At 65.9% G+C, this 12,006-nt stretch carries 9 protein-coding genes; 7 read left to right on the forward strand and 2 right to left on the reverse strand.

Translation table 11 applies throughout. From position 1 onward, the window contains the following. Positions 1–261 precede the first annotated feature (261 nt). The 4 genes from glnA to KME82_RS00895 all read left to right on the forward strand — a co-directional run bounded on the left by glnA (position 262) and on the right by KME82_RS00895 (position 4,878). A complete protein-coding gene (gene glnA / locus KME82_RS00880) occupies positions 262–1,671 on the forward strand; it encodes a type I glutamate--ammonia ligase (protein ID WP_215496858.1) in 1,410 nt (469 codons plus the stop codon). Positions 1,672–2,230: 559 nt separating this feature from the next. Beyond that, entirely contained in the window at positions 2,231–3,085 is an 855-nt protein-coding gene (locus tag KME82_RS00885) for a TorF family putative porin (protein ID WP_215496859.1), read from the forward strand. Between the two features lie 46 nt (positions 3,086–3,131). Further along, the gene (locus tag KME82_RS00890) at positions 3,132–3,470 is read left to right on the forward strand and encodes a P-II family nitrogen regulator (RefSeq protein WP_036113360.1); all 339 of its coding nucleotides are present in this window, start codon (positions 3,132–3,134) and stop codon (positions 3,468–3,470) included. Between the two features lie 37 nt (positions 3,471–3,507). After that, the gene (locus KME82_RS00895; protein WP_215498919.1) at positions 3,508–4,878 is read left to right on the forward strand and encodes an ammonium transporter; all 1,371 of its coding nucleotides are present in this window, start codon (positions 3,508–3,510) and stop codon (positions 4,876–4,878) included. Positions 4,879–5,056: 178 nt separating this feature from the next. Here KME82_RS00895 and KME82_RS00900 read toward each other — a convergent pair whose 3' ends face one another. Then, positions 5,057–6,655, reverse strand: a complete 1,599-nt coding sequence (locus tag KME82_RS00900) for a 2OG-Fe(II) oxygenase (protein ID WP_215496860.1) — start codon at positions 6,653–6,655, stop codon at positions 5,057–5,059. A 174-nt stretch (positions 6,656–6,829) separates the two neighbouring features. Here KME82_RS00900 and KME82_RS00905 point away from each other — a divergent pair, with 174 nt between their 5' ends. Together KME82_RS00905 and KME82_RS00910 are read left to right on the forward strand one after the other, a co-directional pair. Next, a complete protein-coding gene (locus KME82_RS00905) occupies positions 6,830–7,090 on the forward strand; it encodes a hypothetical protein (RefSeq protein WP_215496861.1) in 261 nt (86 codons plus the stop codon). A gap of 168 nt (positions 7,091–7,258) precedes the next feature. After that, on the forward strand, positions 7,259–8,632 hold the full coding sequence (locus KME82_RS00910; protein WP_215496862.1) for a S8 family peptidase: 1,374 nt from the start codon (positions 7,259–7,261) through the stop codon (positions 8,630–8,632). A 214-nt stretch (positions 8,633–8,846) separates the two neighbouring features. Here the strand turns inward: KME82_RS00910 and KME82_RS00915 are convergent, their stop codons facing one another. Further along, on the reverse strand, positions 8,847–9,011 hold the full coding sequence (locus tag KME82_RS00915) for a hypothetical protein (protein ID WP_215496863.1): 165 nt from the start codon (positions 9,009–9,011) through the stop codon (positions 8,847–8,849). Between the two features lie 168 nt (positions 9,012–9,179). Between KME82_RS00915 and KME82_RS00920 the strand changes: the two genes are divergently transcribed. Then, positions 9,180–11,855 carry a TonB-dependent receptor gene (locus tag KME82_RS00920; protein ID WP_215496864.1) on the forward strand — a complete coding sequence of 892 codons (2,676 nt, stop codon included), beginning with the start codon at positions 9,180–9,182 and terminating at the stop codon, positions 11,853–11,855. The last annotated feature ends 151 nt before the right edge of the window (positions 11,856–12,006 follow it).

Consider the following 12,006-nt stretch of genomic DNA (forward strand, 5'->3'; position numbering starts at 1 on the left):
GGGAATCGGCGTAGTCGCGGGCGACTTCGCGGGGCGGGTCAGGATAGCCGAAAGATGGATCGCACTAAATTGGTGCCAATCAAGTGGGAAGTGATCCAAAAAGGTGCAATGCTGCGACGCGGGATAAACAAATCACTTTTTTATCAGTTAGTTAGGAATAAATAAAAGTTGGCACGCCGCTTGCTTATACCCAATGCAGGCGGCACCAACGCCCTCGCGTTGCACGATTCCCCCTTCCCGACTCCCAATACCGGAACAACCATGTCCCTCGAACACGTCGAAAAGCTCGTCAAGGACCACAAGGTCGAATTCATCGATCTGCGTTTCACCGACATGCGTGGCGTCCAGCACCACGTGACCTTCCCCAAGTCGATCGTCGAGCCGGCGCTGTTCGAAGACGGCAAGATGTTCGACGGCTCCTCGATCAGCGGCTGGAAGGGCATCAACGAGTCGGACATGATCCTGCTGCCCGACGCCTCGACCGCGTTCCTGGACCCGTTCACCGCCGATCCGACGATCGTGCTGACCTGCGACATCCTCGACCCGGCCACCATGCAGGCCTACACGCGCGATCCGCGCGGCGTCGCCAAGCGCGCCGAGGCCTACCTGAAGTCCAGCGGCATCGCCGAACAGGCGTTCTTCGGTCCGGAACCGGAATTCTTCATCTTCGACTCGGTGCGTTACGCCAATGAGATGGGCCACACCTTCTTCCATATCGATTCGGAAGAAGCCGCGTGGAACTCGGGCAAGGAATACGAAGGCGGCAACAGCGGCTACCGTCCCGGCGTGAAGGGCGGCTATTTCCCGGTCGCCCCGCTCGACTCGCTGCACGACATCCGCGCCGAGATGTGCAAGACGCTGGAGCAGGTCGGCATCGAAGTCGAAGTGCATCACCACGAAGTCGCCAACGCCGGCCAGTGCGAGATCGGCACCAAGTTCAACTCGCTGGTCGCCAAGGCCGACGAACTGCTGACGATGAAGTACGTCATCAAGAACGTCGCCCACCGCAACGGCAAGACCGCGACCTTCATGCCCAAGCCGATCGTCGGCGACAACGGCAGCGGCATGCACGTGCACCAGTCGCTGGCCAAGGCTGGCGTCAACCTGTTCTCCGGCGACGGCTACGGCGGTCTGTCGCAGATGGCGCTGTGGTACATCGGCGGCGTGTTCAAGCACGCGCGCGCGATCAACGCGTTCACCAACTCGGGCACCAACAGCTACAAGCGTCTGGTCCCGGGCTTCGAAGCGCCGGTGATGCTGGCCTATTCGGCGCGCAACCGTTCGGCGAGCTGCCGCATTCCGTACGTGGCCAACCCGAAGGCGCGCCGCATCGAAATGCGCTTCCCCGATCCGATCCAGTCGGGTTACCTGACCTTCGCCGCGCTGATGATGGCCGGCCTGGACGGCATCAAGAACCAGATCGACCCGGGCGCGCCGAGCGACAAGGACCTGTACGACCTGCCGCCGGAAGAGGAGAAGGGCATTCCGACCGTCTGCCATTCACTCGACCAGGCGCTGGAAGCCTTGGACAAGGATCGCGAGTTCCTCAAGGCCGGCGGCGTGTTCACCGACGACTTCATCGACGGCTACATCGCGCTGAAGATGCAGGAAGTGACCAAGTTCCGCGCTGCGACGCACCCGCTTGAGTACCAGATGTACTACGCAGTCTGATCGCATGAATCACTTCGCCTTCCCGCCACCCGCCTGCCGTCCCGATCGCCCGCGCCGCTTCGATGCGGCGCGGCGGGACGCCACGCGGCGGCGCGAGACGGCGATGCGCGACATGCGATGAACCAGCACACGGCCCGGGGCTAACGCTCCGGGCCGTGTCGCTTCCAGGGACGAAAACTTCCACCACGGGCGACGCCACGCGCCCACCGCGCACGACGACGCGCTTCGGCCGCCGTCGCGGGATCGTGTTTGCCTGAAAAACCCGCGACACGAAACGCAAAGCACTTCGGCAAGGCAAGCAAGACGACAAAAACGAGACACGTCCCAAGCACCCGCGCGAACCAGGAACACGACCCAAGCCACTGAGAGCCCAAGCCGTTCCCGCGCGCACGACCACCGCATCGACCACCACGCACACGCAGGAGGACACATCCAAGACGCAGGCGCGGACCGCAGAGTCCGACCGCGCGTCCAGCTCCGGTTCGAGCCAGGCACGAATCGCAGCGCAACATCGCAGCAATGACCGGGGAGGGGCCACCGCTTATGAGGAGCCTGCGTCATGTCGTCTCATCTCAAGACTGAATACGCTTATGCCGTCGCCAAGGCGACCACGGGCGTCAATGCCGAATCCGTCGGCGCGAATCCCGCTGGCCTGACCGTCATCGGATTCAAGGCCGCGCTCGTTGCCGCGCTCGCGCTGTCCGCCATCGCGGCCGGCAACGCGCAAGCCGGCACCACCGGTTCGATCAGCCTGACTTCGGACTACCTCTTCCGCGGGGTCTCGCAGACCAACCAAGAGCTTGCTCTGCAAGGCGGTATCGAATATGCGCACGACAGCGGTTTCTACGTCGGCGCCTGGGGAAGCAACATCAGCTGGCTGTCCGACACGGTCGTCGTCGGCGACGACATCTCCAGCAGCCTGGAACTCGACGGCTATCTGGGCTATCGCGGCAAGGCCGGCGAGATCTTCTCCTACGACGTCGGCGTGCTGACCTACTACTACCCCGGCGATTACCCCGGCGGCTTCAACAGCCCCAACACCACCGAGATCTACCTGGGCGGCACGCTTGCGCCCAGCGACACGGTGTCGGTTGGACTCAAGTACTCGTATTCGGTCACCGACTTGTTCGGCTATGCCGATTCCGACGGCAGCGGCTACCTCGACGCGAACCTCAACTGGACTTTCCAGCCGACCTGGACGCTCAACCTGCACGGCGGCAAGCAGTGGATCGAGCACAACAAGGCTTTTGAATACACCGACTGGAAGCTCGGGGTGACCAAGAGCTTCGAAAACGGCGTGTCGATCGCGGCGGCGTACAGCAGCACCGACGCCGAAGAAGCCCTGTACACCAACGCCCACAACAACTTCCTGGCCGACGACGCCTTCACCTTGACGGTGAGCAAGGCGTTCTGACCGCGCCCGCACCGCATCCACCCATCACGAACCACGGAGCTGCGAGATGAAACTGATCATTGCGATCATCCGCCCGTTCAAGCTCGACGAGGTGCGCGAGGCGCTGACCGAAGTCGGCGTCTCGGGCATCACCGTCACCGAAGTCAAAGGCTTCGGCCGCCAGAAGGGCCACACCGAGCTGTACCGCGGCGCCGAATACGTCGTCGATTTCCTGCCCAAGCTGAAGATCGAATGCGCCGTGCCCGACAGCCTGCTCGACGCGGCGCTGGAAGCGATCCAGAACGCCGCGCGCACCGGCAAGGTCGGCGACGGAAAGATCATCGTCCTGCCGGTCGAGAACACGGTGCGCATCCGCACCGGCGAACTCGACGACGACGCCCTTTGACTCCACGCCTGCGAGAGACGACATGAAATACGAAACGATGCTCGACCCCCGCTCGCGCGAGCGGGCGTTGCGAACCCTGGCCTGGAGCGCGTTGCCGCTCGCCGCGTTGCTGGCGCTGAGCCCGGCGCACGCGCAGGACGCCGCGGCCGCCGCCGAAGCGGCCAAGCCCGTCGTCGACAAAGGCGACGTGGCCTGGATGCTGACCTCGACCCTGCTGGTGCTGCTGATGACGGTACCCGGCCTGGCCTTGTTCTACGGCGGGCTGGTGCGTTCCAAGAACGTGCTGTCGGTGCTGATGCAGGTGCTGGCGGTGTTCTCGCTGCTGGTGTTGCTGTGGGTGGTCTACGGTTATTCGCTGGCGTTCAACGGCGGCAATGCCTTCATCGGCAATCTCGACAAGCTGTTCCTCAAGGGCGTCAACAAGGAATCGCTGGCGGCGACGTTCACCGCCGGCGTGTCGCTGCCCGAATACGTGTTCATCGCCTTCCAGTCGACCTTCGCCGGGATCACCGGGGCGCTGATCGTCGGCGCCTTCGCCGAACGCATCAAGTTCTCGGCGGTGCTGCTGTTCTCGGCGCTGTGGTTCACCTTCGCCTACCTGCCGATCGCGCACATGGTCTGGTACGGGCCGGACGGTTTCCTGTTCGCCAAGGGCGCGATCGATTTCGCCGGCGGCACGGTGGTGCATATCAACGCCGGTGTCGCCGGCCTGGTCGGCGCGTACTTCGTCGGCAAGCGCGTGGGTTACGGGCGCGAGGCGATCAAGCCGCACAACGTCACCTTCACCATGATCGGCGCGTCGCTGCTGTGGGTGGGCTGGTTCGGCTTCAATGCCGGCTCCAACCTGGAAGCGACCGCGGGCGCGGCGCTGGCCTTCCTCAACACCTTGCTGGCGACGGCCGCCGCGGCGTTGGCGTGGAGCCTGGTCGAGAAGGTGATCAAGGGCAAGCCGTCGATGCTCGGCGGCGCGTCGGGCGTGGTCGCCGGATTGGTCGCGATCACCCCGGCCTGCGGCACGGTCGGTCCGTTCGGCGCGATCGCGATCGGCGCGATCGCCGGCGCGGTGTGCGTGTGGGGCGTGCATGGCCTCAAGCGTCTGCTGCGCGCGGACGATGCGCTCGACGTGTTCGGCGTGCATGGCCTGGGCGGCATCATCGGCGCGCTGCTGACCGGCGTGTTCAGTTCGCCGTCGCTGGGCGGCTTCGGCCTGGGCGCGGGCAACGACACCATCGCCGCGCAGGTCGGCGTGCAGGCGCTCGGTATCGGCATCACCGTGGTCTGGTCCGGCGTGGTGTCGGTGATCGCGTTCGCGCTGGTGAAGCTGGTGGTCGGCCTGCGCGTGCCGGAAGAAGCCGAGCGCGAAGGCCTGGACATCACCACGCATGGCGAGACGGCGTACGAAAGCTGATCGTCGCCACACGCGTCACGCCTGCCGCTTCAAAGCCCCTCTCCCGCGTGCGGGAGAGGGGTTGGGGTGAGGGAATGCATGAAATGAGGAAGGCGTAACACGGTCGTGGACCCTCACCCTACCCTCTCCCGCAAGCGGGAGAGGGCTCATCGACGCGCCGCCTCAGCGACGTGGATACTCAATCCATCGCATCGAACCGCAACTCGCCGTCGTAGCCGCAACTGAGCAGCCGCCCATCGGCAAGTTCGATCGCATCGGTGGCGAAGTTCGCATGCCGGCGTTCGGCGATCACTCCGCCGCGTTCGAGCGACCACAGCCGCACACGCCCGTCCTCGCCGCAGCTGACCAACCGACCGTCGTCCAGCCAGCGGACCCGGCGCACCGCCGCGTCGTGCGCCTGCCAATCGCGGACCGCGACGAAGCGACCGCCGTGCAGTTCGAGCAGCCGAACCCGCCCGGCGATGTCGCCGATCGCGACGCAATGCGTCGCGAGTGATCCGCGCGACGGCGGATTGACTCGTGCATCCACACTGCGCAGCGGCGTCGCTCCGCTCCACACATCCAGACAGCTCTGCGACCGCGCATCCCACAACCGCAGTTCGCCGTCTTCCGAAGTGCTGACCAGACGCCCCGCATCGAGTCCGCACAACGACCACACCCAACCGCGATGACCGCGCAAGTCGCCGACATGCTCACCGTCCCGCGACCACAACGCGATGCGCGCATCGGCGCCGCCGCTGGCCAGCCACCCGTCGTCGAGCCGCAGCAGCGACAGCACCGCCGCATCGTGCGCGGCGACTTCGCCGACGCACTCGCCGCGGCGCAGATCCCACCAGCGCAGGCTGCGATCGCGCGATACCGAGGCCAAGCGATCGCGGCCGACTTCGCACACGCCCAGCACCGACTGCCGATGATCGAGCAGTCGCGCCTGCAGCGCGCCCTCGGGCGACCATACCCGGATCGCCGCATCGCGCCCGCTGCTGACGATGCGCCCGTCGCGCAGGCGCGCCAGGCTCCACACATAACCGTCGTGGCCCGGTGAGAACGCGGCCGGTGCCGCAACCGGCGCCGGCCGCTCGCGCCGGTACAACAGATCGCTGCGCAGGATGTGCTTGACCCCACGCGTGACCGCTTCGCCGGCATGCCACAGCGCATGATCGAACACGATCAGCAGGCCGGCGCGCGGCCGCACTCGCGCGACGACCGGCGGCGCGTCGTCGGCTCCGCCTTGCGGGCCTTGCGCATAGAACACGGTGTCGCCGCCGTCGAAGGCCTCGCCGTCGGTGAGATAGATCATGAACGTCAGGCGCGTGCGCTCATCGGCGCCGCGGTGATGCACGCCGTCCTGATGGATGTTGAAGCGCTGGCCCAGCCGATAGCGGCACAGGCGCAGCCGTTCGTTGAGCGCGTGCAGGCGCCAGCCGGCGCCGTCGGCATCGACCAGCCGCTCGGGCGCGTACGCGCGCAGGCGTTCGAACAGACGACGCGCGAGCGCATCGTCATCGAGCACCTGGCGATCGTTGTTGCGGTACGAAGGCGGATAGTCGCTGCCGGCGCCGACGAAACCGCGCGCTTCGGCGGCATCGATCAGGGCTGCGCATTCCTCGGTGTTGAGGAAACCGTGGACCAGCAGGCAATGGCCCATGGCCGCAGGCAGCGGCTGCTCGGTGTCCAGCTCGGCAGGCGCGGTGGCGAGCGGCCTGGCAAGCTCGTTGTCTTGGGCAGGCAAGGGCCTGCCGGCCCGCGAGGGCTGGAGCGGTTGGGCTGCGGCGTTCATGACAAGACTCGATAAGGCGGCGAACCAACGGGTTCGCCCGGCCGCGGCGATGCGCTCGCTGCCGACCTTACTCCGGCCGGTGGCGGCCGTCGAGAGCGAGCGGCGACACGCGCCGACACGCGCGCGTGGAAACGACTTCGCAGCGCGAACGGTTCACCGGCGGCGACGGATCGCATGCTTCGATCGACGCAGCGCGCGATTGCCTTGCCACTATCGGTTGCATCCGCCGCCGCGTGTGCGATCGCGTGGTTGCGCATTTCACATCCGCCGTCGCAGTTACTTTTGATCGATGCGAATCGCTTATGCAGTCCGCGCACGATGGAGCGCGACGAAGACGCATACGAAAGTGGCGTAGTCAATGCACACACCGATAAAAACGAAGTGCAATCCATGACCCGCATCAACGAATCGCTTGTGACGAATAACGTTTTATGAGTTGTCGAATAAATATTCCCGTCTAGGCTGCGTAACGCGGACATAGCGCTGTCCGCCGACACGTCCGGACGCACTCGCGTAAGACAGTCATTCAGCTCTATCGCGAGATGGGGACCAGGACGGTTCCGCCGCAACCTGCGGCCAACGAAACCTCACGGGAGTTTCGCAATGTCTTCGCACCTCAAGCCTCGTCTGCACCTGCTTGCGCTCGCCACTGTCGCCGTTCTCGCCGCCGCGCCGGCATTCGCCGCCGATCGCGTCAATCTCACCAGTCTCGATCCCGACCGGCCGGTGGCCGGTTTCATCGTCGCCTACAAGTCGGGCACGCCCAAGAGCCTGGATCTGCAGCGTCAGCTCGACACCGCCGTGCGCACGCTCGGCCAGAAAGACCTGACCATCAAGCGCGTACGTCCGGTCTCGACCGGCGGCGAGCTGATCGAAGTCAGCCGTCCGCTCGACGTCGTCGCCGCGACCACATTGATGCAGCAGATCGCGTCCAATCCCGACGTGGCATACATCGAGCCCAATTCGTGGTTCACCGTCGCCTTGACGCCGAACGATCCCAACTATCCCTCGCAGTTCGGCCTGAGCGGCACCTGGGGCATTCGCGCCAACACCGCCTGGGACAACACCTATCAGGGCCAGGGCACGATCATCGCGGTGGTCGATACCGGCATCACCAGCCATCCGGATCTGGCCGCCAACCTGACCTCGCCGCTCGGCTATGACTTCATCAGCAACGTCACCGCCGCCGCCGACGGCAACGGCCGCGACAGCGATCCGAGCGATCCGGGCGATTTCTGCAGCCCGAATCCGTCGAGCTGGCACGGCACCCACGTGACCGGCATCGCCGCGGCGGTGACCAACAACGCGGTCGGCGTCGCCGGCACCGCGTTCAAGGCCAAAGTGCTGAGTGTGCGCGTGCTCGGCAAGTGCGGCGGCAGCCTGGCCGATATCGCCGACGGCATCACCTGGGCCTCGGGCGGCACGGTCGCCGGCGTGCCGTCGGTCGGCGCCAACAAGGCCACCGTCATCAACATGAGCCTGGGCGGCAGCGGCGTGTGCAGCTCGACCTTCCAGACCGCGATCAACGGTGCGGTCCTGACGCGCGGCGTGACAGTGGTCGTAGCGGCCGGCAACAGCAACGCCAACGCGGCCAACTTCCAGCCGGCCAGCTGCGCCAACGTGATCAACGTCGGCGCCACCACCTCGGCCGGCGTGCGCGCCAGCTTCTCCAACTGGGGACCGTCGGTGGACGTGGCGGCGCCGGGCGCGAGCATCCTGTCGACGCTCAACACCGGCACCACCACGATAGGCTCGCCGACCTACGTGAACTACAGCGGCACCTCGATGGCGGCGCCGTTCGTGGCCGGCGTGGTCGCGCTGATGAAGTCCAAGCCGGGCGGCGCGAGCCTGACGCCGGCGCAGATCGAGACGATCATCAAGGCGCCCGCGAACATAACGCCGTTCCCGTCGGTGCAGAACCCGGCGATCGGCTCGGGCATCCTCAACGCGGACAAGGCGACCGACGCGGTTCCGTAAGTCCGGTCCGTGCTCGCGCGCAGTACCACGGAACCCCGGCTTCGGCCGGGGTTCTTTGTGCATCGCCCGGGTCGCGCCGATCGCCTGCGACCTCGCGCGACCGAGCGCGCAGCGATCTCGCGCATCCGTATACGATCCGGCCCCGCGCAATCCCTTGATGCATTGCGCAATCGCGCACGCGCCGATTCACGCAATGCGATGACGACGGCGCTGCTCAGTCGCGCGCATCGATGCCGACTTTCGTCGCGGGCACCATGGCGCGCCGCGCGTCGAAAACACGCTGTGCGCGCATGAACGCGCAACGCGCGTGATTGCCATCACGCTCCGGCGGGGCCGATGTCGCCACCGCGTCGCGCTCGTGATTGTTTCGCGCGGTCATGTTGCATCGCCGCATCGGTGTCTTTCGGTTGACAGCGCTGTCATGGCCGCGCTACAAGCTTCCCGCACGGCTACCGGCCGGCTGCGCATGCGCGCGCTCGGGTCTGGGTTGCTCTCAAGCACGACAACACGATCGGCCTGCAAGCCGACACCGGGAGGGGACGTTTTGATGAAGGTGTCCAAGCAGGCGCGCGCGCGCTGTTCGAACTTGAGTTTCGCGATCTTCGCCGTGTTGCTGGCCGGGCAGGCCGCCGCCCAGGACGCCGCCGCGCCGGCCGATACGAAAGCCGCATCGGACACGCAAGCCACCGACCTGGATTCGGTGATCGTCACCGTCGAACGCCGCGAACAGAGCCTGCAGAAGTACGCCGGCACCGCGCAGGCGTTGTCGCAGGACGATCTGCGCGGCCTGGGCATCAACAACGAACTGCGCCAGCTCCAGGTCGCCGTGCCCGGCCTGAGCATCGCGAATCAAGAGGGCGCGACCGAAGTCTTCATCCGCGGCGTGGGTTCGTCCAACAACACCGAACTCGGCGATCCGGGTGCGGCGCCGCACGTCAACGGCGCCTACATCCCGCGGCCGCGCGGCCTGGGCGGCATGTTCTACGATCTGGAACGCGTCGAAATCAACAAGGGCCCGCAAGGTACGCTGCGCGGCCGCAATGCGCTGGCCGGAACGCTCAACATCGTGACCAAGCGGCCCGAACTGGGCGGCGATTTCAGCGGCTACGTGCAGGGCGAAGTCGGCAACCGCGATCAGACAGGCTACGAGACCGCGCTGAATTTCCCGCTCGGCGACTACGCCGCGCTGCGCTTTGCCGGCTACCACATCGAGAAGGAAGCCGGCTTCAAGAACGCCGGCCTGTACCAGCATCTCAAACCCGCCGGCATCCAGGACGACAGCGCCGGGCGCCTGTCGTTCCTGTACGAACCCGACGACAAGCTGTCGGTGTTCGCGATGCTCGACGTCGGCCGCGAACTGGGCACCGGCTATCCCGGCGCGGGCGTGTTCGAAGCCGCGCAGGCCGGCTTCAAGCCCGACGACATCGACATGCGGTCGGTGGTGTACCGCGGCGTGCAGGGCAAGGTCGACAACAAGCTGTGGGGCTTCCAGGGCACGGTGCGCTACGACTTCGGCGGGGTGAACCTGGAATACAACGGCAGTTATCGCGACGTCGATTATTTCCAGATCAACTCCGGTTCGGTCGGCAACACCTGGCCCGGCCGCGATCTGAGCCTGCGCCCGCCGGGCGCGCCGGCGAGCGCGGGCGGTATCGACTACGACGTTTTCAACACCAACTACCTGCAGGCGCGTTCGCAGGCGCAGACCCACGAACTGCGCCTGTCGTCCGACGACGACGCGCGTTTCCGCTGGACCACCGGCGGCTTCTATTTCCACGAGAAGCAGCAGGTCGGTTTCATGTCGCTGACCGACAAGGGCGCGTTCTACTCGGGCACCGAATTCACCATGCCCGATGTCGACGGCAAGTCGTGGGCGGCGTTCGGCGACGGCACCTTCGACGTCAACGAGCGCTTGCGGGTCAAGGGCGGCCTGCGCTACACCGACGAGCGCAAGTCGCGCGACGGCATCGGCGGCAACTGGACCATCGGCCTGGGCGGCGACGGCGGCGTGTTCCAGACCCGATTGGGCACCGAAGGCTTCAAGCCGACCTTGCTCGACCGGCCCAATTTCAACACCACCGGCCTGACCAGCAATGCCGACATGGCGCGCTTCCTGTTGCAGGGCATCGTCCAGGCCGGCGCGCGCGACACCATGCAGCAGCAGTTGCAGGGCATCGTCGACGGCAGCCGTCCGAACGGCACCTGCATCGATCGCCCCGATATCGGCGGCAACACCGTCGACTGCCCGGCCAACGGCCAGCACAGCTTCATCGCACTCGGCATTCCGTCGGAACAGCACGGCTCCAGCGCGTTCGACTTCCTCGACTGGCGGGTGGGCTTCGAATACGACCTGAGCGATCGCAACCTGCTGTACGCGACGGTTTCCACCGGCCACAAGGCCGGCGGTTTCAACGACAGCTTCGACGTCAACGCGATCCCGGAGACGTACAAGCCCGAGGAACTGACCGCGTTCGAAATCGGCTCGAAGAACAGCTTCGAATTCCTCGGCCGCACCTCGACCTTCAACATCAGCGGTTTCTACTACGACTACGCCGATCAGGTGTTCCAGGACCTGACCGTGATCGCGTTCAATCCCGACGGCGAAGCCACCGGCTTCGCTTTGGTCAATCGCAACGTCGGCAAGTCCGAGTTGTACGGCATCGAGGCCGAGAGCCGGCTGCGATTCGGCGGCGGCTTCACCCTCGACCTCAACGCCCTGTACTTGCAGACCGAAATCAAGAAAGGCGTGGTCGCCGACGTGCGCAGCCAGGACTTCGGCAACGGCGGCATCACCTCGCAGATCGACCTGACCGGCAACGAGCTGCCGCTGTCGTCGAAGTTCACCTTCAACGCGCGCCTGCAACACGCCATCGATTTCAGCCGCGGCACCTTCGACTGGCAGGTGCTCGCGGCCTATCGCTCCTCGTTCTTCCTGACCCAGTACAACGATCGCGACGTGACCTTCCTGCGCGACACCCAGGGCACGGTCGACCGGATCGAGGATGCGGCCACGGCCGGTTTCCCGGACGAGCAGAAGGGCTTTACCCAGATCAACGCCGGCGCCGGCTTCACCACCCTCGACGGCGCGTGGCGCTTCGAGCTGTGGGGCAGCAACCTGACCAACAAGGACGTGTCGCAGAAAGCGCTGGTCGGCTCAGGCGTCAACGTGCGCTTCCTCAACGATGCGCGCAGCTATGGCATGAGGGTGCGTTGGAATTTCTGATCGCCGCCCGCAGGCGTCCGGCTTCGCCGCTTCGATCCGCGCACACCCCCATGGTGCGGGGGTCGGGGCGGCGGGGGTTTGTTGTTGCGCCTGACGATGCGGGGACGGCGCGACAACGAGATTCCGGCGTCTATCCAAGACGTCATTCCCG

The sequence above is a fragment of the Lysobacter capsici genome (genome assembly GCF_018732085.1).
GTDB classification, from domain to species: Bacteria; Pseudomonadota; Gammaproteobacteria; order Xanthomonadales; family Xanthomonadaceae; genus Lysobacter; species Lysobacter capsici_A.

Excerpts from the sequence above, each read along its gene's own strand:
- KME82_RS00885 (WP_215496859.1), top strand. The coding sequence starts at position 2,231 with ATGTCGTCTCATCTCAAGACTGAATACGCTTATGCCGTCGCCAAGGCG.
- KME82_RS00910 (WP_215496862.1), top strand. The coding sequence starts at position 7,259 with ATGTCTTCGCACCTCAAGCCTCGTCTGCACCTGCTTGCGCTCGCCACT.
- KME82_RS00900 (WP_215496860.1), bottom strand. The coding sequence starts at position 6,655 with ATGAACGCCGCAGCCCAACCGCTCCAGCCCTCGCGGGCCGGCAGGCCC.
- KME82_RS00915 (WP_215496863.1), bottom strand. The coding sequence starts at position 9,011 with ATGACCGCGCGAAACAATCACGAGCGCGACGCGGTGGCGACATCGGCC.
- KME82_RS00905 (WP_215496861.1), top strand. The coding sequence starts at position 6,830 with ATGCTTCGATCGACGCAGCGCGCGATTGCCTTGCCACTATCGGTTGCA.
- KME82_RS00920 (WP_215496864.1), top strand. The coding sequence starts at position 9,180 with ATGAAGGTGTCCAAGCAGGCGCGCGCGCGCTGTTCGAACTTGAGTTTC.
- KME82_RS00895 (WP_215498919.1), top strand. The coding sequence starts at position 3,508 with ATGCTCGACCCCCGCTCGCGCGAGCGGGCGTTGCGAACCCTGGCCTGG.
- glnA (WP_215496858.1), top strand. The coding sequence starts at position 262 with ATGTCCCTCGAACACGTCGAAAAGCTCGTCAAGGACCACAAGGTCGAA.
- KME82_RS00890 (WP_036113360.1), top strand. The coding sequence starts at position 3,132 with ATGAAACTGATCATTGCGATCATCCGCCCGTTCAAGCTCGACGAGGTG.